A 19,689-nucleotide genomic window follows, 5' to 3' on the forward strand; every position below is an offset into this window, starting at 1 on the left:
CTCGGCCTGTGGGGGCTGGTCGCGCAGTTCCTCGCGCCCCTGAGGGGGCGCGGCCCTCGTCCTTCCAGGAAATGTGGCGGGACCTGAGTTCCATTGGGCGAGACGCCGGCTCGGGTGGCTACCGCCGCTACGCCTGGACGGCGGCTGACACCGACTGCCGCGCCTGGTTCAAGGCCCAGACGGATACCCGCGGGCTGACGTACGAACTGGACCGCAACGGCAACCAGTGGGCCTGGCTCGGCGACCCGGGCCAGGGGGACGCCGTCGTCACCGGCTCCCACCTGGACTCCGTCCCCGACGGCGGCGCCTTCGACGGCCCCCTCGGCGTCGTCTCCGCCTTCGCGGCCCTGGACGAACTGCGCGCCCGGCACAAGGAGTTCACCCGGCCCCTCGCCATCGTCAACTTCGGCGACGAGGAAGGCGCCCGCTTCGGCCTGGCCTGCGTGGGGTCGAGGCTCACCGCGGGACAGCTCACCGTCGAGGCGGCGCACAAGCTGCGGGACGGCGACGGCGTGTCCCTCCCGCAGGCGATGGAGGCGGCGGGCTACGACCCGTACGGCATCGGCCCCGACCCCGAACGCCTCGCCCGCATCGGCGCGTTCGTGGAGCTGCACGTCGAGCAGGGCCGCGCCCTGGACCTCACGGGCGACCCCGTCGGCATCGCGTCCGCCATCTGGCCGCACGGCCGCTGGCGCTTCGACTTCCGGGGCGAGGCCAACCACGCGGGCACGACCCGCCTGGCGGACCGCAGGGACCCGATGCTCACGTACGCGGAGACGGTCCTTGCCGCCCGCCGGGAGGCCGAACTCGCGGGCGCGGTCGCCACGTTCGGCAAGATCTCCGTCGAGCCGAACGGCGTCAACGCCATCCCGTCCCTCGTGCGCGGCTGGCTGGACTCCCGCGCCGCCGACCAGCCGACCCTCGACACGGTCGTCACCGGCATCGAGAAGGCCGCCCGGGAGTACGCCGAGCGGCACGGCATCGACCTCGACGTCGTACGCGAGTCCTTCACGCCGGTGGTGGACTTCGAGGACGCGCTGCGCGACGAGCTGGCCACGATCCTCGGCAAGGAGGCCGACCGGCCGATTCCGGTCCTCGGTACGGGCGCGGGCCACGACGCGGGTATTTTGTCCGGCTCCATCCCGACCGCCATGCTGTTCGTACGGAACCCCACGGGTGTCTCGCACTCCCCGGCCGAGTACGCCGCCGAGGACGACTGCCTGGCCGGGGTGACCGCACTGGCCGACGTACTGGAAGGGCTGGCGTGCAGGTGACGACGTACTGGATGGAGCACGCCTGGCTCGGCACGCACGTCGAGCCGGGCGTGGCGGTGGAGGTGACGGGCGAGCGGATCACGGCCGTCCGCAAGGACGTCGCGGCGCCGCCACCGGGTGCCACAGTCCTGCGCGGCCTGACGCTCCCCGGCCTCGCCAACGCCCACTCGCACGCCTTCCACCGGGCGCTGCGCGGCACCGTCCAGGTCGGCTCCGGCACGTTCTGGACATGGCGCGAGGTCATGTACGGGGTGGCGGACCGCCTGACGCCCGAGAGCTACCACGCGCTCGCGCGGGCGGTGTACGCGGAGATGGCGCTGGCGGGCATCACGACGGTGGGGGAGTTCCACTACCTCCACCACGGGCCGGGCGGCACCCCCTATGCCGATCCCAACGCGATGGGCGAGGCGCTGATCCAGGCGGCGGTGGACGCGGGCGTGCGCATCACCCTCCTGGACACGGCGTACGTGGCCTCGGGACTGCTCTCCGCGACGCGGGGGAAGGCTCCCGACCGCCACCAGACACGCTTCTCCGACGGCACGGCGCAGGCGTGGGCGGAGCGGGCCTCGGCGCTCAAGGACCGCCCGCACGCCCGGATCGGGGCGGCGATCCACTCCGTACGGGCGGTGCCGGCCGCGCAGCTGGGCACGGTGGCCCAGTGGGCGGCGGAGCGGCAGGCGCCCCTGCACGTCCACCTCTCCGAGCAGACGGCGGAGAACGACGCCTGCCAGGCGGTGCACGGCTGCACGCCGACCCAGCTCCTCGCCGACCACGGCGTCCTCGGCCCGCGCACCACGGGCATCCACAACACGCACCTGACGGAGGAGGACATCGGACTGCTCGGCGGCACGACGACGGGCACGTGCATGTGCCCGACGACGGAACGCGACCTGGCGGACGGCATCGGCCCCGCGGTCGCCCTGGACCGGGCGGGCAGTCCTCTGTCGCTCGGCAGCGACAGCCACGCGGTGATCGACCTCTTCGAAGAGGCACGCGCGATGGAACTGAACGAACGCCTCCGCTCGCACACGCGGGGCCACTGGACGGCGGCGGCCCTGCTGCGCGCGGCGACGGCCACGGGGCACGCGGCGCTCGGCTGGCCCGACGCGGGCGCCATCGAGCCGGGCGCCCTGGCGGACCTCACCACCGTCGCCCTCGACACGGTCCGCACGGCGGGCCCGGTGCCGCGCCTGGCCGCCGAGACGGCGGTCTTCGCGGCGACGGCGGCGGACGTCCGGCATGTGGTGTCCGGCGGCCGGGTCGTCGTACGGGACGGGGCGCACGCGCTGGTGCCGGATGTGCCGGGGGCGTTGGCGGAGGCGGTGGCGGCGCTGAGAGATTGACCGGTCCCCCCAAGGCCGCCGCCTTGCCCGCTTTCCCAGCCCCTCCGGCGTTCGAGGAGCGGCGGCTGGGGCGGAGCCCCGGTTTCGGGAAGGGGCGGGCTTGGGGAAGGAACTCGCTCGAACCCCCGCCCTCCCTCCATGGAGCACCTCATGACCACCACCGTCATCACCAACATCGCGAGCCTCGTCACCAACGACCCCGCCCAGGGCGACGGCAGCTCCCTGGGCCTGCTCACGGACGCCGCCGTCGTCCTGGACGGCGGGACCATCGCCTGGGTGGGCCCGGCGGCGAAGGCCCCGGCGGCGGACACGGTGCACGACGCCGACGGCCGCGCCGCGATCCCCGGCTTCGTCGACTCCCACTCCCACCTCGTCTTCGCGGGCGACCGCACACAGGAGTTCAACGCCCGCATGTCGGGCCGCGCCTACTCCGCGGGCGGCATCCGTACGACGGTGGCGGCGACGCGTGCGGCAACGGACGAGGAGTTGGAGGCGAATGTCGTCCACTACCTCCGGGAGGCCCTGCGCCAGGGCACGACGACCTTCGAGACGAAGTCGGGCTACGGCCTGACGACGCAGGACGAGGCCCGCGCCCTGCGCATCGCGGCACGGCACACGGACGAGGTGACGTACCTCGGAGCCCACATCGTCTCCCCGGATTACGCCGAGGACCCTGCGGCGTACGTCGCACTGGTCACCGGCGAGATGCTGGACGCCTGCGCCCCGCACGCCCGCTGGATCGACGTCTTCTGCGAGAAGGGCGCGTTCGACGGCGACCAGGCCCGCGCGATCCTCACGGCGGGCAAGGCGAAGGGCCTGCACCCCCGCATCCACGCGAACCAGCTGTCGTACGGCCCCGGAGTCCAACTGGCGGTGGAACTGGACGCGGCGTCGGCGGACCACTGCACGCACCTGACGGACGCGGACGTGGACGCCCTGGCCCAGGGCGACACGGTGGCGACGCTCCTGCCGGGCGCGGAGTTCTCCACCCGGGCGGAGTGGCCGGACGCCCGCCGCCTCCTCGACGCGGGCGCCACGGTGGCCCTCTCCACGGACTGCAACCCGGGCTCGTCCTTCACCTCCTCGGTCCCGTTCTGCATCGCCCTGGCGGTACGGGACATGGGCATGACCCCGGACGAGGCGATCTGGTCGGCGACGGCGGGCGGCGCGGCGGCACTGCGGCGCGAGGACGTGGGCGTACTCCGCGAGGGCGCCCGCGCGGACCTCGCCCTGCTGGACGCGCCGAGCCATGTGCACTTGGCGTATCGGCCGGGGGTGCCGTTGGTCAGTGGGGTGTGGCAGCGGGGCGTGCGGGTGTCCTGAGGGGCAGGGCGGTTCGGCACCGAAGCCGTGGTCAGGAGGGTGTCGTCGGCGTGGGCCCCAAGGTCCGGATCGCGACGTCGATCGCGGTGGCCAGGCGTGCGGGGTCGTGGCCGGCGCGTTCCCGTACCCGCAGCCCGAGGACCGTGGTGAACAGCAGTTCCACGGCGGCGTCGACGTCGAGACCGGCGGGCAGTTCGCCCTTGCCCCGCCCCTGGAGCAGCAGCGAGCGCAGTGCCTGCCGGGTGACCTCGAAGGCGGCTTCGGTCCGCTGACTGACCTGGTCGTCCTTGGTGCCGAGTTCGGTGGCGGTGTTGACCACGAAGCAGCCTCGGCCGGGTTCGCCGTCGGGCGGGCAGGTGACAAGCCACAGCATCCAGTCCCGCAGCACGTGCCGGATCGGCCGACTGTCGGCCTCAAGCAGTCGCTCGGCCTGAGCGGACTCCGTGGCCCGGTAGTGGTCGAGCGCGCGCAAGAACAGCGTGTGCTTGTCGGTGAACGTCCGGTACAGGCTGCTGGGCGTGAGCTTGAGCTCGTCGCCCAGATCACGCACCGAGGTGGCGTGGTAGCCGCGTCGCCAGAACAGCTCGGTCGCTCTGACGACCGCGTCCTGCTCATCGAACTGTCGGGGGCGTGCCATGCCCCCACTCTACCGAACTTGTGGAGCGATCGCTCCCATATTATGGTCCTCCCTCGTATGGGAGCGAACGCTCCCAAACGAACGGAGGAGACACCGGTGACGACCGCAGAACAGTCCGCCGCCTTGGCGAGCACCTCGCAGACACCAACAAAAGATCACTGGCTGGCGGTCAGCGCAGTGGCCCTGGGAACGTTCCTGCTGGTGACCGCCGAGCAACTGCCGATCGGCCTGCTGACCTCCGTGGGGTCGGCGCTGTCGGTCTCCGAAGGAACCGCCGGGCTCATGGTGACGGTGCCCAGCCTGGTCGCCGCGGTCGCGGCACCCGTGGTTCCGGTACTCGTCGGCGCACTGGACCGCAGGCTCCTGCTGCTCGGGCTGATGGCCTTGATGACCCTCGCCAACGTGGCATCGGCCATGGCGCCGAACTTCGCCGTCCTGGTCACCTCCCGGGTGCTGGTCGGGGTGGCGATCGGCGGCTTCTGGGCCATCGCCAGCGGCCTGGCCGTCCGGCTCGTGTCCACCGCGAACGTGCCACGCGCCACCGCGATCGTCTTCGGTGGCGTCGGAGCCGCGAACGTGTTCGGCGTCCCGCTCGGCACCCTGATCGGTGAACTCACCGGCTGGCGCGTCGCCTTCGCGTCGATGAGCGGCCTGGCTCTCATCGCGCTGATCGCCCTGCTGGCCGTGCTCCCGTCGCTGGCCGCCCCACAGGCCATTGGGCTGCGTCTCCTGGCTGAGCAGTTCCGCAACCCCGGCGTGCGCATCGGCATCATCGCGACGGTCCTCATCGTTTTCGGCCACTTCGCGGCCTATACCTTCGTGAGCCCGACGCTTCAGGAGCTGTCCGGCATCGACGAGCGACTTGTCGGCCCGCTGCTGTTCGGCTTCGGCACGGCAGGCATGATCGGCAACTTTGTCGCCGGCGCCGCGCTGGCGCGCAGGGTGCACCGGAGCGTGCTGATCACCGCCGTGTCCCTCGCGGTCGCGATGCCGCTCTTCCTGCTGCTGGGCCGGACGACGGTCGGCGGTGCCCTCTTGCTGATCGTCTGGGGTCTGGCGTACGGCGGCGTGTCGGTCGGCCTGCAGACCTGGATGATCAAGGCGGCCCCGCAGGCGGTGGAAGCGGCCTCCTCCCTGTGGGTGGCGGTGTTCAACCTGTCGATCGGCCTCGGCGCGCTGGCCGGTGGCCTGATCGTGGACACGTTCACCCTCCAGGGCGTCCTGTGGCTCGGCGGCGCCTGCGCCCTGGCGGCCGCGCTGGCGGTCTGGAGCGCCCGCGCCGACGAGAACCTGCGCTGACCTGGACCGGCCACGGCATCCCGGCGCACGGGCGGCGTTCCTCTCAGGCGGTCAGCTCACCTGCGGTGACGGCGGCGATGAAGGGGCTCCACGCGGCCGCCGGGAGCACCAGGGTGGGCCCGTCCGTGACCTTGGAGTCGCGGACGGGGACGACGCCGGGGAGGAGGCGTACCGGGGTATCTCCCTCCTCAGTCAGATCGGGCGCGGTGAGCGTCGGATGCCGCTGGCCGACGCGTGCCCGTACGGGCAGAAGTTGGTGATGCCGAGGCGCTCGGCGAGTTCGTCGCCCGCTGGGGGTGGGGAGTCCTGAGGGGCAGGGCAGTTCGGGCGCGAAGCGATTCGGGGAGCAGCAGACCACGGCCAGGGATAGGAACACGGGCCGTTCCAGGTAGCAGCCGTGGGAGACATCTCCGCCGCAGCTGAGCCGTTCGGCGGCGGAGTCGGCGAGCAGCGTGAGGTGGGCGCGGTCCCGATCGGACGCGGAGTCGAAGCGTGGCGCGTACTGGGCCAGCTGCTCGGCGAACCAGGCTGCCGCCTCCTTCGGCCCGTCCCACGTCCCCCGAATGAGCTGTACCGGCTTGACCAGCCAGTACGCCGTCTCCAGCGGAGGCAGGTCCACGACGGGGAACTCCGCCTTCACCTCCCGGTGGCGTTGGACCAACTCGGGGCGGCTGCCGTCGGGAGGCAGATGCGGAGGCGGAGGCCGCCGCAGGGCTTCGTCGTCGAACCGTTGCTTGGGACCGGTCCAGAGGTATCCGTGGTGGTGCACTTCGCGCCCTTCGGGGAAGTCACGGAGCGTGGTGACCGGCCGGGCCCGCCCCGCGAGGAAGGGGGTGGGCCCGGCCGGTGGCCATCGGGACCGGTCAGGCGGACAGCCCGAACCGCGCCGGGTCGATGCCGGCCGCGTCCAGCTCGGCGGTGGTGAAACGCAAGGGTGGGACGTCGGGCCGCTTGCTGTCCCCCACCGCCCAGGTGTCCGCGCCGATCCGGCAGAGGGTGACGCACGATTCGCCGTCGGGGTGGGTATTGCCGCCGCACGCCTTGCTGAATACGGCGCCTTCGGAAATGGGGAGGCTGTACAGGTCGGATCCGGGCATGGTTCACCTTCCGTTGTCGCGGTCAGGCGGGAACGGGGACGGGGATTGCAGCCGGCGCTCTGGATCGTTCGGCCGGTGTGCCTAGATCTTCAGCCACTCGGCGAGGCGGATCCAGCCCTATTCATGTTGTCGGGTAGATGATCACGAGCGGTAGGCGGTAGCCCATTCTTCGAGAAGTGCACGGGCTTCGTCATTGAACAAGGCATGACGTTCGTACATACCGAACACTTCCAAGTGCTCCGTGATATCCCTGGAATCTTGGAAGACTATGCGTCCCGTGAACGTCTCGACAGTGGCCAACCGGCGATCGTAGAGAGTGAATGTGTTCATCGGCCCGCGCCCGACAGCGGTTCCTGAGGGAATGATGCCGATGCGAACATGCGGCAAGCGGGACATGGAGACGAGTCGGTCGAATTGCACGGCCATCGCCAAGCGCGGGACCACCGCCCACTTCACGGCCTGTTCCGTCAACAGGAACGTGAACCGCTTCGCCTCATCGTAGAGAATCGCTTGCCGTTGCAGTTTCCCGGCCACTGTTTTGGAGACGTCCACGGGTGAGTGAGCGAGACTCGCTCTGATGTACTCGGGGGTGGCGAGGAGCCCCGTCACCATCGCGGGCAAGAAGTAGCGGAACTCCTTGGCTTCCGCTTCGAGCCCGCTGAGCTCCGCTTGCCGCTTTTCGAGTCCTCTGCGCCGCGAGGCCCGCTTGCCCTGCCACTCCGTATGGGCCAGCCGGGCAAGAGCGGCCACGTCCGCCACGACTTCCGGTGGCGCGTCAAGGGCTCCGAGGATCAAGTCCACATCGACGGCACCCGGAGTGATCCGGCCCGTCTCGATGTTGCTGAGCTTGGTCTGGGAGATGTGGCAGCGCTGAGCGAGCCAGACCTGAGTACGGCCGGCTCGCTTGCGCAGGGCGCGGAGTCTGTTCGCCAGGTCAGACTTGGACCGGCCTAGTTCCGCTGGATCAAACGTCAAGGCCCCGCACGTACTCCTCGAAGGGCACGGCGTGCTCCAGGGAGATTCGCTTCCACTCCCGGTAAGGCGACGAGTCACCCTCGTAAGCCTCGCGGTTGATCTGGGTTCCGTCCGGCCGGAAATTCAGGTGGGCGATGCGTGACTCGTCGAACATCCACCAGTCGCGCCCGGACAGCGGTAGCCCGTAATCCTCGTGCGTCACGTCCAGGACCCGGATGTCCTCACCTGCCGCGACGTTTCCGGGAATGCCCCAGGAGAATTGATACCGCTGGTAGTCGGTCAGCGGTCGACGCACGATGCGGACGCGTCCGATACGTCTGCCGGATTCGACGTACCTGCGCACCCTGTCGTGCCAGCGGGCGTTGTGGTCGGCGGGTTTCTGCTCACCGCGCAGAAACCGGCTGACGTTCTCCCGCTCCTTGGGCATGGTGTACGTCGGCTGGGCCTCGAATCGCCACGCTTCCTGTTCGAAGGCGTCGAAGAACCTGCGCCAGTCCTCACCATCCAAGAGCACGGAAGGTCTCCCTCAGAATATGCTCCGGGATCTCCACCAAGCCTTCTCCGGTAGGCGGAGTGAAAGCCTCGGACAGGTTTCCCTGGACCACGAATGAACCGCTCTTGGTCCGATAGACGTTCGGACAATCGTCGTCATCACAGTCAGGCCCACCGACACTGCCGGTCAGACGGATGAGTTCCGCACGCTCCATCATCTCCTCCTTTGGGCGCAGGTCCATCTCCTGCCGCCACGAGGACGGTAGGTCGACCCAGCGGCGACCGTCCATGGCACATCGCCGATATTTGCGTTGTCGGGTAGACGATCACGCGAGGAGCTGCCGCCTCCAGGGGGACAGCCGGTCTCGCGCCTCTTCGCCGAACCGGGCGTACCCCTCGTACACGGCGAACTCATCCAGATACGCCGAGACGTCACGACTGCCGCTTCGACGTGTCATGGAGGACCGCCTGGCGCTCCAGTTTCCGGGCGACGGCGTCGCTGTGGTCTCCAGGGATGTGGGCGAGGCTCGCCGCAGCGTACTCAGGGGTGGCCAGCAGTCCCGTCACCATGGATGGCAGGAGGTACCGGAACTCGGTGGAAGCGCGCTCCATCTCGGCGAGCTCGTTCTGTTTCCTGCTCAGCCCCGCAGGCTGCTGCAGCCATGAACTCGGCTTTGACGGTCGAGTGGTTACTCTCCCTGCCCGCATGCTGCACGCCCCACTCCTTGCCCTCAGATGACCGGTTCACTCGCCGTGACGGCGGCGATGAAGGGGCCCCACGCGGCCGCCGCGATCACCAGGGCGGGCCCGTCCGTGACCTTGGAGTCGCGGACGGGGACGACGCCGGGGAGGCCGTCGGCGACCTCGACGCATTCGCCGCCGGAGCCGTTGCTGTAGGAGCTCTTGCGCCAGTGCATCGAGCTCAAGTCAGGGTTGTTGCGCGCCATTGCGGTATTCCTCTGCGGCTGCCTCGATCAGGGCCAGGGACGCCTCCGGTGGCAGTGCGGCGGCCCTGAGCAGATCGTACGACCTTCGGTAGTCCTTCACGAGCCGTGGGTAGTCGATGAGTTGGCCACTGTGAAGGCCCTCCGTGTACACCACGGGAGGGGCGTCCGGGAAGGTCATGGTCCTGGTCATGCCCATCATGAACGGGTGTGCCGCCGCCGTTTCCGGGAGGATCTGTAGAACGCCCTGCGCAGACCGGATCACCGTCAGGATGTGCATCAGTTGGTCCGACATCTCCTGCGGAGCCAGAAGCGGCTTGCGGACGAGCTGCTCATGCAGGATCGCCCAGAAGGCCGGACGCTCCTCGCGCCGCCACAGCTCCGCACGCTTTATGCGGGCGTTGACCTGCTTCTCCACGGTTTCAGGCGGTAGCCAGGGCAGCGACGTTCGTACGACCTTCTCCGCGTAGGCCCGCGTCTGCAACAGCCCGGGGATAAGCATGGGTGCCCAGTCCTCGATGGACTCCGCTTCCCGCTCCATCTCCGCGACATCCGCGAAGTACTCCGCATGACCATCCTGCCGAGCCTTGCGCGCATCTTCACAGCGGCGTTGGAAAAAGCCGTCCGTCCCGAGCCGTTCGTCCACGTGCTGGGCCAGATCCAGCGGCATCCGACGCTCGCCGCGCTCGATCTGGCTGAGGAACGAGATACCCCGGTAGCTTCCCTCGGCCAGTCCTTCGAGCGTGAGGCCCGCAGCCTCCCTCTTGAAGCGCAACTCCGCGCCGTAGAAGGCCGGAACGCTCACCGAGGCGTCGGGATCCTTACGAGGGGGCACAACTCACCACCGCCATTCGCCAGTTACTCAGCGCAACCCAAACCCCTGTCACGCTACGCCGCCCCACGCCACTGTGTGACCGCAACGTCACACACCGCACCGGAAGGCGTACCCCCATGCACGACCCGGCTCCCGCCACCCCCCACTTCGAAGCCGCCCTGCTCGCCGTGCCCAAGGCAGTACCCGAACTGCGCCGGACGCTGAGCGCGTACCGCCCGCACCCCGACCTCGCCCTCTGCGTCAGCGAACTGCTCAGCAACGTCATCCGGCACCTCGGCGAAGGCACCCCCGTGACGGTGAGAGTTACCGGAGGCGGCGCGGGACGGATCCGCGTGGCGGTCACCGACCCCGACCCCCGCGCGCTGCCGGTGCTGCGCCACGCCACCGGGGACGAGGAGGCGGGGCGCGGCCTGGCCCTGCTGGACGCCGTCTCGCTGCGCTGGGGCGTCGAGCAGGGGGCCGACAGCAAGACCGTCTGGTGCGAGCTGGGGGAGGGGCGGGCCCGAAGGGCCGGGTCCTAGGCGCCCGGCGCTTCGACCGGGAGGCCGCGGTCGAGCGCGGCGGCGGCCAGGTCACTCGAACGACGTCGTGAGCCGGAGAGAGGTGGGGATGTGATCCTGGGCGCATGAAGACCATCGGCCTCATCGGCGGCATGAGCTGGGAGTCCAGCGCCGAGTACTACCGACTGCTCAACGAACTCGTGCGCGAGCGCCTCGGCGGCCTGCACTCCGCCCGCTGCGTCCTGCACTCCGTGGACTTCGCGGAGATCGAGCGGTTGCAGGTCGCGGGGGAGTGGGAGCGGGCCGGGGACGTGCTCGCCGCCGCCGGCAAGGGACTTGAGGCGGCGGGCGCCGAACTCGTACTCATCTGCACCAACACCATGCACAAGGTCGCCGGGCAGGTGGCGGACGCCATCTCCGTGCCGCTGCTGCACCTCGGCGATGCCACCGCCGAAGCCGTACGCGCGGCCGGGCTGCGCACGGTCGGGCTGCTCGGCACCGCGTTCACCATGGAGCAGGACTTCTACCGGGAGCGGCTGGCGGGGCACGGCCTGGAGGTGCTCGTGCCCGACGAGGCGGGGCGGGCCGTCGTCCACCGGGTTATTTATGAGGAGTTGTGCCTCGGGGTCGTGCGTGACGAGTCCCGCGTGGCTTATCAGGAGGTCATCGCAGGGCTCGTACGCCGGGGCGCCGAGGGCGTGATCCTCGGCTGTACGGAGATCGAGCTGCTGATCCGGCAGGAGCACAGCGCCGTGCCGGTCTTCCCGACGACCCGGCTGCACGCCCAGGCGGCGGTCGAGGCGGCGTTGGCCGTGGCCGGGTGAGAGGACGACTGTGGGGCCCGCCCCTTCAAGAGGCGGGCCCCACAGGACCGTTGAGACGCCCGGCGGCGCCGCGCAGGCTCACTCCTCGACCGTCAGTCCCTTGCGGAGCTTGACGAGGGTGCGTGACAGCAGTCGCGACACGTGCATCTGGGAGATGCCGAGCTCCTCGCCGATCTCGGACTGCGTCATGTTGGCGACGAAACGCAGGGAGAGGATCTTGCGGTCGCGCGGCGGCAGTTCGGCGATCAGCGGCTTCAAGGACTCGACGTACTCGATGCCTTCGAGGCCGTGGTCCTCGTAGCCGATCCGGTCCGCGAGCGCGCCCTCGGAGTCGTCCTCCTCCGGCTGGGCGTCCAGGGAGCTCGCCGTGTAGGCGTTGGACGCGGCCATGCCCTCGACGACCTCGTCGTTGGTGATGCCGAGGCGCTCGGCGAGTTCAGCCACCGTCGGGGCCCGGTCGAGCTTCTGGGCGAGTTCGTCGCCCGCCTTGGCGAGGTCGAGCCGGAGTTCCTGGAGGCGGCGCGGGACCCGCACCGACCAGCTGGTGTCGCGGAAGAAGCGCTTGATCTCACCGACGATCGTCGGCATCGCGAAGGTGGGGAACTCCACACCGCGGCTGAGTTCGAAGCGGTCGATGGCCTTGATGAGACCGATCGTGCCGACCTGGATGATGTCCTCCATCGGCTCGCTGCGGGAGCGGAACCGGGAGGCCGCGAACTTCACCAGGGCGAGGTTGAGCTCGACCAGTGTGTTGCGGACGTATGCGTGTTCGTGCGTGCCTTCTTCGAGCGATTCGAGGCGCTCGAAAAGGGTCTTGGACAGGGCCCTCGCGTCCAGCGGCCCCACTTCGGCGTACGGCGGGATCTCGGGGAGGTCGTGCAGCCCTTCGAGGGTTTCCGAGGCCGCTTCCGGGACAGGCTGCGGCTCATGGGCGGGGCCCGGGATCGTGGTGGCGGAGTGGGACGGCGGGGGTGTCGACGTCGCTTGGTCAGTACGCGATTCGTCGAGCCGGGGTGACATGGTGTCCTCCATCGTTCTCGGCATATGGCTGCCGATGCCAATACGTGCACTGCGGTGTGCGGCGCCTCCAAAGCCGTCCGTGTCGATTGCTGTCTCTTCTACCCCTACCCGCTTCCGCGCTCCGGTCGCAAGTGCGTTTGACGGTGAAATGTCCGTTTTCGGGGGGATGTTCGGCTACCCCGAACCGCAAGGAGGGCGTAATGTTCAGGGGCGTCATCAACAGCTACGACGGTCGGAAGAGAGAGACGGCATGGACCGCGGCACGGTCGGCAGTGCGCACAGGGGCCGGCTTCTGGTCGAAGTGCGAAAGGCGGATGCGAGCGCCGTCGTGACTCCGGCGGGTGAGCTGGATCACCACACCGCCGATCTCTTGCGAGAACCGCTGGAGAGCTGCCTCGCGGACGGCTATTCAAGGCTCGTCGTCGATTGCTCGCGTCTTGAGTTCTGTGATTCCACGGGACTCAATGTGCTGCTCGGGGCCCGGCTCAAGGCCGAGGCCGCGGGGGGCGGAGTCCATCTGGCCGGGATGCTGCCGGTGGTGGCCCGGGTCTTCGAGATCACCGGTGCGGAGGCCGTCTTCACGGTGCACGAGACGCTCGAAGCAGCCCTGGAGAACTGAGGCCATGACGGCCGCACGCGAAAGTTACGCGTCAGTTGTCCCGATGTGATCAAGGCGTTACCAGCGTCACACGGACCGGCCCGAACAAGTGGGTGTTCTCACGGTTCGGCCGGGCAGGAGAGACCTGGACCCGTCCTCTGTCAGAACGGCAAGCAGCCGATGTCCCCTACTCGTCCCACGACCCCTACTTGTCCAGAGTCCTCTGCGTGTCCAGAGTGCTCAGTCATCTTGTCGGTGAGGTGAAGCGCTGATGAGCACCACCCGGCCTTATTCGCCGGGCGACCGTGGCCCGGAGTCCGAGGCCGCCGTCGCGGACGCTCCCGCGGACCGGGCTTCCGGGGCGCCCACGGCTCGCCAGGTACGCCGGCTGAGCCTGAACGGCGCGAGCGGCATCGTCCCGCTCGCCCGGGACTACACGCGCGAGGCGCTGCACGCGTGGGGCTGGCTGCCCGCGGAGAGCGCGGACCGGAGGGCCGCCGCCGAGGACGTCCTGCTCGTCGTCTCCGAGCTCGTCACCAACGCCTGCCTGCACGCCGAGGGCCCCGACGAGCTCTGGCTCTCCAGTGACGGGAAAGTGCTGCGCATCGAGGTCTCCGACCGCGGCGCGGGCCAGCCCGCGCCCCGGACCCCGCACCGCGCCGGACGGCCCGGCGGACACGGCATGTTCATCGTCCAGCGGCTCTGCCTCGACTGGGGTGTCGTACGCACGCCCGGGGGCGTCGGCAAGACGGTCTGGGCGGAGCTGGGAGCGCCCGCCTAGCGCCCGCTCGCCCGCGGCCCGCCCAGGGCCACGGCGTTACCCACGGTTCGCACACGCGCCGGATCGCCACGATCCGGCGCGTCTTTTGTCTTCCCTCGGCAAGGCCCCGGGCGTACCTTGAGCGCCCAATCTGATGTGCCGTCAGTAATGCGTCGGTCCAGCGTTACTCCGCACCGCGGCACGCCACGACGACCGGCATGAGGGGATCACGAGGTGTCGTACAAGAAATCGGCCGCACTCGCGCTTGCCACCGCCCTGGCCGGCGGCTCGGCGGTGCTGATGGCCGCCCCTGCCGCGCAGGCCACCGTCCAGGACGTCAACTACCAGTGCAAGACGCCGATCGGGAACAAGGGCGCGGTCTCGCCGATCGACATCAAGAGCGTCAAGAGCGGCGGCGGCCACAAGCTCACGATGTCCTTCCAGAAGGGCGTGTCGTCCAGCCCCGTCGAACTCGGCAAGGGCGCGATGAAGCCAAGCGCCGTGATCAAGGTCGGCGGCGCCGACAGCGGCACCGTGCCGGTCTCCGGCGCGCCGAACGCCGAGGCGATCCCCGCCAACACCCCCATCAAGATCAGCGACCTGTCGGGCACGTATACGCCGAAGAAGAGCGGCAAGGTCACCTTCACCGCCGGCGTCCTCACGATCAAGGCGCTCGGTACGACCACCACGTGTACGCCGTCCAACAACCCGAAACCCTCCCTGGAACTGGACGTCAAGGGCTCGGGCGGCTCCGGGTCCGACTCCGGTTCCGGTTCTGGTACCGGTACCGGTTCTGATTCCGACACGGGCCTCGACGCCGGCTCCGGTGGCACGACCGGCGGTTCCGACGGCTCCGCCACCGGCGGCGGCGAGCTCCCGCAGACCGGCCCCGCGGACTCCGCGATCGCGCTCGGCACCCTCGGCGGCACCGTGCTGCTCGCGGGCGCGGCCGGCGCGCTCTGGCTGACCCGCAGGAACCAGGCGGCGCGCTCGCGGTAGCCCGCGCCCGACAGCCCGGACCGCCGAAACCAGGCCAGGAGCCGCCGATGCCGCCGAAGCCGTCCACGCCGCCGAAGCAGCCCATGCCGCTCATGCCGGCCTCCGCACGCGCCGCCGTGGCGTGCGCCGCCGCCCTCCTGCTGGCGGCAGCGGCCCCCGCGCACGCGGACGGCGGCGGCTCGCCTGCCTGGTCCGTCGCGCCGTCGACCGGGAGCGGCACGCGCCCCGCGAAGGACGGCCGGCCCGCCTTCTACGCCGAGGGCGCCCCGGGCACGGTGCTCCAGGACACTGTCGCCGTCACCAACCCGGGGCCGAAGCCCCGCACGGTGTCCCTGCGGGGTGCGGACGCCGGTGCCGACAACGGCAAGGCCACGGGGGCGTGGATCCGCTTCGCGCAGCGGCAGGTGAAGGTGCCGCCGCGCACCCGCGCCGAGGTGCCGTTCACCGTGACGGTCCCCGAGGACGCGGTGCCCGGCGACCACCCCGGGGTGATCGTCGCGAGCGGCGGCGGGCGCACGGTGGGCGTACGGCTGCACCTGCGGGTCGGCGGGTCCGCGCTCCCGGCGCTCACCGTGGAGCGCGTCAGGATCGACCAGGACGCGGGGCGCATCACGTACGACCTGGTCAACCGCGGCAACACCGTGCTGAAACCGAAGCTCGCGGTCCACGCCGACGGCGTCTTCGGCACGCTCCTGGACCGCCCGGCGCGGCCGCTGCCGGTCGAACTGCCGCCGGGCCGCCGCGTCTCCCTGAGCGAGCCCTGGCCTGACGTCCCCGCCCTCGACGTGGCGGACGTACGGCTGACGGCGACGGCCTCCGGCGGTACCCGTGCCCGTGACACTGCCACGGCGTCGGCGCGGTTCGTTCCGTGGGGAGCGGTGGCGGGCGGGGCCGCCGCGCTGCTCGCCGTAGCGGGCGGCGCGCTCCATCTCGTACGCGGACGCAGACGCGACGCCCGGGTGCCGGAACCGGAATCCGGGGCGGAGCGGGAGCGCGGGCAAGGGCCGGACGCCGGGCGGGAGTTGGCCGCGGCGGGGACGGGAGAGGAATTGTGAACGGCAGGCGGAATGGCAAGCAGAACGGGAAGGCCTGGTTGTGGGCCGTCGTCGGTCTGGCGCTGCTCGGCTCCGCCCTGCTGCCGCAGGCACCCGTGGCGGCAGCGGACAAGCCCACCGTGACGCTCTCAACCGCCCAGGCGGGCAAGGGCGGCTCCGTCACCGTCAAGGGCGCGGGCTGGCGGCCCCGAGCCCTGCTGATGATGCTGATCTGCGGGCAGTCCGCGCCCGGCAGGGGAGTCGTCGGCGGCACCAACTCGTGCGCCAACGCCGAGGGCCGCGCCGTCACCACCGGCAAGGACGGCACCTTCCGCAAGAAGCTGCCCGTCGCCGAGCCGCCCGAGCCCTGCCCCTGCGTCGTGCACGTCGCCACGGTGACCGGTGAGAAGGCGCGGGCCGACGCCGCCTTCAAGGTCGCGGGCCACCCCGTGAAGCCGCTGCCCGAGCAGACCGGCGGCGGGCGGCTCTCCGTCCTGACGGACACCCGCATGGAAGGCTCCGGCTCCCTGCTGACCTGGTTCGGCGCCCCGCCTCGGCGCACGCTCGTCTTCACCGTGGGCAACGTCGGCCCGGCGCCCGTCAAGGACCCCGTCTTCCAGGTCGGCACCTCGCACGGCGTGTTCGCGCCGCAGTGGGAGGAGCAGCAGTGGCGCGGCACCGTCGCGCCCGGCAAGAAGGCGCGGATCGAGCTGCCGGTGGAACTGTCGGCGGGCGCGCACGGCGACTACCTGGTCTCGCTGAAGTTCGGCGGGAAGGTCCTCGCCGAGCAGCCATGGGGCGTGGGCCGCCCCTGGGGCGTCACCGTCTTCTGGATCCTGCTCTGCCTCGTCGTGCCCGCGGCCGTGTTCCGCCTCGGCATGGCGGTCGTCGACCGGCTGCGGCCCCGCCGACGGCGTGCCGGTGGCCGGCACCGTACCGGGCGGGTCGCCGAACTCGCCGACCGGCTGCCGAGGTTGAGGCTTTCGCGGAGCGCGGTCGCGGCCGACGAGAAGGCCCGCGCGCCACGCGTCGCCCGTTCCCCGGGGGGATCGGGCGGGCACGGCCCCGGCCAGGCGGAGCGGACGACCGCTCTGCCGTGGTTCACCCCCGACACAGACCCCGGCGCGCCTGCGGGCCGGCTCTCCGCACCGTCCGACAACAGTCCGACGAAGGGAAACACGTGATCACGCATCGACGGAGAGCGGGCGCGGCCTCGGTCGCGCTCCTGCTCGGCGGAGCGGGTGTCCTGTTCACCGCGGGGCCGGCGCAGGCCGCCGAAGTCGCTTACCAGACGGAGTGCATCCCGCCGGCGATCTCCGGGCTGCCGCCCGTGCAGGGCACCACGAAGGTGGAGATCACGGCGCCCGCCACGGCGAAGGTGGGCGACGAGGTCGAGGTCGTATGGAAGACGACGCAGGCGGCGTCGAAGAACCCGGACATCCTGGACCTGGACCAGGACACGGTGAAGCCGAGCGGCACCATCAAGGTGGGCGGCGGTCAGAGCGGCGACCTCAAGGTCGAGGGGGAGCGGAAGAACCCGCCGATCAAGAAGAACAGCCCGATGATCCTGTCCGACATGAAGGGCAAGCTGAAACTGACGGCGGCGGGTGAGGTGACGCTGACGCCGGACGCGTACGACATCAATGTGAGCAAGCCGGTCTCGACGGACACGAAGTGCGCGCCGAAGGAGCGGGTGGGGGCGGGCGCGATGATCCAGGTGACGGGTGGCGGTGGTACGGGTGGGTCATCCGGCGGTACTGGGGGTACCGGCGGTACTGGCGGTACCGGGGGCTCTGGCGGTACGGGTGGGAGCGCGAGCGGTGGTGGCAACGCCGGCGGGGCCTCCGGTGGGGGCGGGGACGGGCAGACCGAATTCCCTGGCAAGGAGGTCCAGACGCCCTACAAGTGCAAGACGCCGATCGGTGACAAGGAAGCCACCTCGCCCGTCCAGATCAACGCCAAGAAGGACGGCGGCGGCTATGGCCTGACCGTGCGGTTCAAGAAGTCCGTGATGGACAGCCCGGCGGACATCCCCGCCGGCTCCGTGAAGCCGTCCATGGAGGTCAGGCTCGGCGGCGCGGACAAGGGCACCGTGCATGTCGAGGGCCCGGCCAACAAGGACCCCTTCAAGTCGGGCGCGCCCATCACCATCCCGGACCTCACCGGCACCTACAAGCCGGGGGCGGACGGCAAGGCGACGCTCTCGCCGGGCGTCCTGACCGTGAAGGCACTGGGTACGACGACGACCTGCACGCCCGCCAAGAGCGAGGTCTCCCTGGAACTGGACACGAAGGCCCAGCCGGGCGGCGCGTCCGGGGGCACGGCTACCGGGGGTACGGGGGCGGCCGGTGGAACCGGAGGCTCAGCCTCTGGCGGCGGCCTCGCGGAGACCGGAGCGGAGAACAACGGCGCCCTGCGGGCCCTGGGCCTCGTCGCCGGCACGGTGATTCTCCTGGGCGGCGCGGTCTTCACGTTCCTCCCGAGGCGGAGGCGGGGCTTGCGATAACCCTTCGGGGTGGTGTGCGCCCCTGCCAGGGGCCTGCGGGTTGTTGGTGGGCTGGGCGCGCAGTTCCTCGCGCCCCTTTGGGGGGTGGGGGATTCGCCCCTGTCAGGGGCGCGGGGAACTGCGCGAGCGACCGTCTGACGGCCGGCAGTCGCCAGGGGGCGGTCTGGGGCAGTCGCGTTTGCGGGGTTTCCCCGGGCTCGGCCGCTGCGGGTTGTTGGTGGGCTGGGCGCGCAGTTCCCCGCGCCCCTTTGGGGGGCGTGGGTGGGGGACGGGGGATTCGCGCCCCCGTCAGGGGCGCGGGGAACTGCGCGAGCAACCCAGGCCGACCCGCACCCGCCCCCGAACCGCCGGAGGCACTACGCATGCCCCCGTAGCCAGCGGAGCGTCATGCGGGCCAGGCCCGGAGCCTTGAGGAGTGGGCCCCCGTGGGCGGCGCCCCGGGCCGTCCGTACCGTCACGTCCCGTTGACCCGCCCGCCGCTGCGTGGCCGCCAGTTCCACGGAGTGCCCCCGCGGCACGAAGTCACCCGCCGAGTGGATCAGCAGCAGCGGAGCGTCATCCGTACCGGACGCGTGGGTCTTGGCGGCCAGGTCGTCCCACCGCTCCCAGCAGCGCAGCCCGCCGAGATCAGGAGCGCACCCGGCGAGCCGCTCCGCGGCCTTCCGCAGCGCCCGCCGCTCGGCCGACGCACCCGGCACGCCCCCGTCCGCCCACGCCCGGTAGGGCGAGGCCACCGGGGAGAGCGCCACGACCCCCCGCACCCGCGAACGCCCCTCCCCGTACGCACCGGCCTGCAAGGCCAGATGTCCGCCCGCCGACGAGCCGAGCACCAGCGGCCGCTCCCCGCGCTCCCGCTCCCCGACCCACCGCAGCGCCGCGAGCACGTCGTCGCGCTGCGCGGGCCACGCCGCGTCGGACGTAAGCCGGTAGTCGGTGTCGTAGACGGTGAAGCCGCGGTCCGCGAACCACCGTGCCCGGCCGCTCCAGTCGGTGTCCCGCGCCCACGAGCCCCCGTGCACGATCACCAGGGCGGGCCGGCGCGGGGACGGGCTCCCGTACACGGTGATGTTCTGACGCTCGTGGGGGCCGTACGAGAAGAGCCGGCCGGACGGCGGCCGGGGAGCCGCCTCGGCGGCGACGTGGGGCGAGAGCAGCGCCCCGCAGAGGGCGAGGGGCAGCAAGGTACGGCGCATGGGCCAGATGCTCCACCGGCGGGCCCACAGGAGCAT

Annotated in this window: 24 protein-coding genes and 1 pseudogene; 12 read left to right on the top strand and 13 right to left on the bottom strand. The window is 71.0% G+C overall.

From position 1 onward, the window contains the following. Positions 1 to 71 precede the first annotated feature (71 nt). The 3 genes from ACF062_RS35315 to hutI all read left to right on the top strand — a co-directional run bounded on the left by ACF062_RS35315 (position 72) and on the right by hutI (position 3,940). Positions 72 to 1,274: an allantoate amidohydrolase gene (locus tag ACF062_RS35315; protein ID WP_392143701.1), complete on the top strand. Its 1,203-nt coding sequence runs from the start codon at positions 72 to 74 to the stop codon at positions 1,272 to 1,274. Then, a complete protein-coding gene (locus ACF062_RS35320) occupies positions 1,265 to 2,617 on the top strand; it encodes a formimidoylglutamate deiminase (RefSeq protein WP_392143703.1) in 1,353 nt (450 codons plus the stop codon). The genes ACF062_RS35315 and ACF062_RS35320 overlap by 10 nt, the downstream gene beginning before the upstream one ends. Before the next feature lie 150 nt (positions 2,618 to 2,767). Next, a complete protein-coding gene (gene hutI, locus ACF062_RS35325; RefSeq protein WP_392143705.1) occupies positions 2,768 to 3,940 on the top strand; it encodes an imidazolonepropionase in 1,173 nt (390 codons plus the stop codon). Positions 3,941 to 3,971: 31 nt separating this feature from the next. Here the strand turns inward: hutI and ACF062_RS35330 are convergent, their stop codons facing one another. Continuing rightward, complete coding sequence (locus ACF062_RS35330; protein ID WP_392143707.1) at positions 3,972 to 4,577, bottom strand: TetR/AcrR family transcriptional regulator; 606 nt, start codon at positions 4,575 to 4,577, stop codon at positions 3,972 to 3,974. A 96-nt stretch (positions 4,578 to 4,673) separates the two neighbouring features. On the opposite strand from ACF062_RS35330, the gene ACF062_RS35335 reads away from it, so the two are divergent. Then, the gene (locus tag ACF062_RS35335) at positions 4,674 to 5,876 is read left to right on the top strand and encodes an MFS transporter (protein ID WP_392143709.1); all 1,203 of its coding nucleotides are present in this window, start codon (positions 4,674 to 4,676) and stop codon (positions 5,874 to 5,876) included. Between the two features lie 43 nt (positions 5,877 to 5,919). Here the strand turns inward: ACF062_RS35335 and ACF062_RS35340 are convergent, their stop codons facing one another. The 10 genes and pseudogenes from ACF062_RS35340 to ACF062_RS35385 all read right to left on the bottom strand — a co-directional run bounded on the left by ACF062_RS35340 (position 5,920) and on the right by ACF062_RS35385 (position 10,219). Continuing rightward, positions 5,920 to 6,198 (bottom strand): DUF397 domain-containing protein, encoded by a 279-nt coding sequence (locus tag ACF062_RS35340; RefSeq protein ID WP_392143826.1) that lies wholly within the window; start codon positions 6,196 to 6,198, stop codon positions 5,920 to 5,922. After that, positions 6,187 to 6,645, bottom strand: a pseudogene (locus ACF062_RS35345) (hypothetical protein); the annotation flags it as partial. The pseudogene ACF062_RS35345 and the gene ACF062_RS35340, both read right to left, overlap by 12 nt. Before the next feature lie 94 nt (positions 6,646 to 6,739). Beyond that, a complete protein-coding gene (locus ACF062_RS35350; protein ID WP_392143711.1) occupies positions 6,740 to 6,973 on the bottom strand; it encodes a DUF397 domain-containing protein in 234 nt (77 codons plus the stop codon). A gap of 141 nt (positions 6,974 to 7,114) precedes the next feature. Further along, positions 7,115 to 7,948 carry a helix-turn-helix domain-containing protein gene (locus ACF062_RS35355; RefSeq protein WP_392143713.1) on the bottom strand — a complete coding sequence of 278 codons (834 nt, stop codon included), beginning with the start codon at positions 7,946 to 7,948 and terminating at the stop codon, positions 7,115 to 7,117. Further along, positions 7,938 to 8,462, bottom strand: a complete 525-nt coding sequence (locus tag ACF062_RS35360; protein ID WP_392143715.1) for a DUF6879 family protein — start codon at positions 8,460 to 8,462, stop codon at positions 7,938 to 7,940. Before ACF062_RS35360 ends, ACF062_RS35355 begins: the two co-directional genes overlap by 11 nt. Further along, positions 8,446 to 8,655: a hypothetical protein gene (locus tag ACF062_RS35365; RefSeq protein WP_392143828.1), complete on the bottom strand. Its 210-nt coding sequence runs from the start codon at positions 8,653 to 8,655 to the stop codon at positions 8,446 to 8,448. Before ACF062_RS35365 ends, ACF062_RS35360 begins: the two co-directional genes overlap by 17 nt. Before the next feature lie 111 nt (positions 8,656 to 8,766). Continuing rightward, positions 8,767 to 8,898, bottom strand: a complete 132-nt coding sequence (locus ACF062_RS35370; RefSeq protein WP_392143717.1) for a hypothetical protein — start codon at positions 8,896 to 8,898, stop codon at positions 8,767 to 8,769. Next, positions 8,873 to 9,148, bottom strand: a complete 276-nt coding sequence (locus ACF062_RS35375; protein WP_392143719.1) for a Scr1 family TA system antitoxin-like transcriptional regulator — start codon at positions 9,146 to 9,148, stop codon at positions 8,873 to 8,875. The genes ACF062_RS35370 and ACF062_RS35375 overlap by 26 nt, the downstream gene beginning before the upstream one ends. Before the next feature lie 23 nt (positions 9,149 to 9,171). Beyond that, on the bottom strand, positions 9,172 to 9,387 hold the full coding sequence (locus tag ACF062_RS35380; protein WP_392143721.1) for a DUF397 domain-containing protein: 216 nt from the start codon (positions 9,385 to 9,387) through the stop codon (positions 9,172 to 9,174). After that, positions 9,368 to 10,219 carry a helix-turn-helix domain-containing protein gene (locus tag ACF062_RS35385; protein ID WP_392143723.1) on the bottom strand — a complete coding sequence of 284 codons (852 nt, stop codon included), beginning with the start codon at positions 10,217 to 10,219 and terminating at the stop codon, positions 9,368 to 9,370. The genes ACF062_RS35380 and ACF062_RS35385 overlap by 20 nt, the downstream gene beginning before the upstream one ends. Positions 10,220 to 10,335: 116 nt before the next feature. Here ACF062_RS35385 and ACF062_RS35390 point away from each other — a divergent pair, with 116 nt between their 5' ends. Together ACF062_RS35390 and ACF062_RS35395 are read left to right on the top strand one after the other, a co-directional pair. Continuing rightward, on the top strand, positions 10,336 to 10,740 hold the full coding sequence (locus tag ACF062_RS35390; RefSeq protein WP_392143725.1) for an ATP-binding protein: 405 nt from the start codon (positions 10,336 to 10,338) through the stop codon (positions 10,738 to 10,740). Positions 10,741 to 10,844: 104 nt separating this feature from the next. Continuing rightward, positions 10,845 to 11,543: an aspartate/glutamate racemase family protein gene (locus ACF062_RS35395; RefSeq protein ID WP_392143727.1), complete on the top strand. Its 699-nt coding sequence runs from the start codon at positions 10,845 to 10,847 to the stop codon at positions 11,541 to 11,543. A 78-nt stretch (positions 11,544 to 11,621) separates the two neighbouring features. On the opposite strand, the gene ACF062_RS35400 is transcribed toward ACF062_RS35395, so the two are convergent. Continuing rightward, positions 11,622 to 12,563 carry an RNA polymerase sigma factor SigF gene (locus ACF062_RS35400; protein WP_392143729.1) on the bottom strand — a complete coding sequence of 314 codons (942 nt, stop codon included), beginning with the start codon at positions 12,561 to 12,563 and terminating at the stop codon, positions 11,622 to 11,624. 250 nt (positions 12,564 to 12,813) lie between these two features. On the opposite strand from ACF062_RS35400, the gene ACF062_RS35405 reads away from it, so the two are divergent. The 6 genes from ACF062_RS35405 (at position 12,814) to ACF062_RS35430 (ending at position 18,460) form a co-directional block, all read left to right on the top strand. Continuing rightward, on the top strand, positions 12,814 to 13,182 hold the full coding sequence (locus tag ACF062_RS35405) for an STAS domain-containing protein (protein ID WP_356573668.1): 369 nt from the start codon (positions 12,814 to 12,816) through the stop codon (positions 13,180 to 13,182). Between the two features lie 250 nt (positions 13,183 to 13,432). After that, the gene (locus tag ACF062_RS35410) at positions 13,433 to 13,942 is read left to right on the top strand and encodes an ATP-binding protein (RefSeq protein WP_392143731.1); all 510 of its coding nucleotides are present in this window, start codon (positions 13,433 to 13,435) and stop codon (positions 13,940 to 13,942) included. Positions 13,943 to 14,155: 213 nt separating this feature from the next. Beyond that, complete coding sequence (locus ACF062_RS35415; RefSeq protein ID WP_392143733.1) at positions 14,156 to 14,920, top strand: LPXTG cell wall anchor domain-containing protein; 765 nt, start codon at positions 14,156 to 14,158, stop codon at positions 14,918 to 14,920. A 47-nt stretch (positions 14,921 to 14,967) separates the two neighbouring features. Further along, entirely contained in the window at positions 14,968 to 15,975 is a 1,008-nt protein-coding gene (locus tag ACF062_RS35420) for a hypothetical protein (protein WP_392143734.1), read from the top strand. Then, complete coding sequence (locus tag ACF062_RS35425; protein ID WP_392143736.1) at positions 15,972 to 17,138, top strand: hypothetical protein; 1,167 nt, start codon at positions 15,972 to 15,974, stop codon at positions 17,136 to 17,138. The genes ACF062_RS35420 and ACF062_RS35425 overlap by 4 nt, the downstream gene beginning before the upstream one ends. Further along, positions 17,138 to 18,460, top strand: coding sequence for a hypothetical protein (locus ACF062_RS35430; protein WP_392143830.1), 1,323 nt, complete (start codon positions 17,138 to 17,140; stop codon positions 18,458 to 18,460). Before ACF062_RS35425 ends, ACF062_RS35430 begins: the two co-directional genes overlap by 1 nt. A 356-nt stretch (positions 18,461 to 18,816) precedes the next feature. Here the strand turns inward: ACF062_RS35430 and ACF062_RS35435 are convergent, their stop codons facing one another. Then, complete coding sequence (locus tag ACF062_RS35435; RefSeq protein WP_392143738.1) at positions 18,817 to 19,653, bottom strand: alpha/beta hydrolase family protein; 837 nt, start codon at positions 19,651 to 19,653, stop codon at positions 18,817 to 18,819. Between the last annotated feature and the right edge of the window lie 36 nt (positions 19,654 to 19,689).

It is taken from the genome of Streptomyces sp. NPDC015345 (genome assembly GCF_043078805.1).
GTDB lineage: Bacteria > Actinomycetota > Actinomycetes > Streptomycetales > Streptomycetaceae > Streptomyces.

Coding starts and splice junctions, on each gene's coding strand:
- ACF062_RS35315 (WP_392143701.1), top strand. CDS start 72: ATGTGGCGGGACCTGAGTTCCATTGGGCGAGACGCCGGCTCGGGTGGC.
- ACF062_RS35405 (WP_356573668.1), top strand. CDS start 12,814: ATGGACCGCGGCACGGTCGGCAGTGCGCACAGGGGCCGGCTTCTGGTC.
- ACF062_RS35370 (WP_392143717.1), bottom strand. CDS start 8,898: ATGACACGTCGAAGCGGCAGTCGTGACGTCTCGGCGTATCTGGATGAG.
- ACF062_RS35400 (WP_392143729.1), bottom strand. CDS start 12,563: ATGTCACCCCGGCTCGACGAATCGCGTACTGACCAAGCGACGTCGACA.
- ACF062_RS35435 (WP_392143738.1), bottom strand. CDS start 19,653: ATGCGCCGTACCTTGCTGCCCCTCGCCCTCTGCGGGGCGCTGCTCTCG.
- ACF062_RS35380 (WP_392143721.1), bottom strand. CDS start 9,387: ATGGCGCGCAACAACCCTGACTTGAGCTCGATGCACTGGCGCAAGAGC.
- ACF062_RS35365 (WP_392143828.1), bottom strand. CDS start 8,655: ATGGAGCGTGCGGAACTCATCCGTCTGACCGGCAGTGTCGGTGGGCCT.
- ACF062_RS35390 (WP_392143725.1), top strand. CDS start 10,336: ATGCACGACCCGGCTCCCGCCACCCCCCACTTCGAAGCCGCCCTGCTC.
- ACF062_RS35350 (WP_392143711.1), bottom strand. CDS start 6,973: ATGCCCGGATCCGACCTGTACAGCCTCCCCATTTCCGAAGGCGCCGTA.
- ACF062_RS35410 (WP_392143731.1), top strand. CDS start 13,433: ATGAGCACCACCCGGCCTTATTCGCCGGGCGACCGTGGCCCGGAGTCC.
- ACF062_RS35420 (WP_392143734.1), top strand. CDS start 14,968: ATGCCGCCGAAGCCGTCCACGCCGCCGAAGCAGCCCATGCCGCTCATG.
- ACF062_RS35395 (WP_392143727.1), top strand. CDS start 10,845: ATGAAGACCATCGGCCTCATCGGCGGCATGAGCTGGGAGTCCAGCGCC.
- hutI (WP_392143705.1), top strand. CDS start 2,768: ATGACCACCACCGTCATCACCAACATCGCGAGCCTCGTCACCAACGAC.
- ACF062_RS35330 (WP_392143707.1), bottom strand. CDS start 4,577: ATGGCACGCCCCCGACAGTTCGATGAGCAGGACGCGGTCGTCAGAGCG.
- ACF062_RS35375 (WP_392143719.1), bottom strand. CDS start 9,148: ATGCGGGCAGGGAGAGTAACCACTCGACCGTCAAAGCCGAGTTCATGG.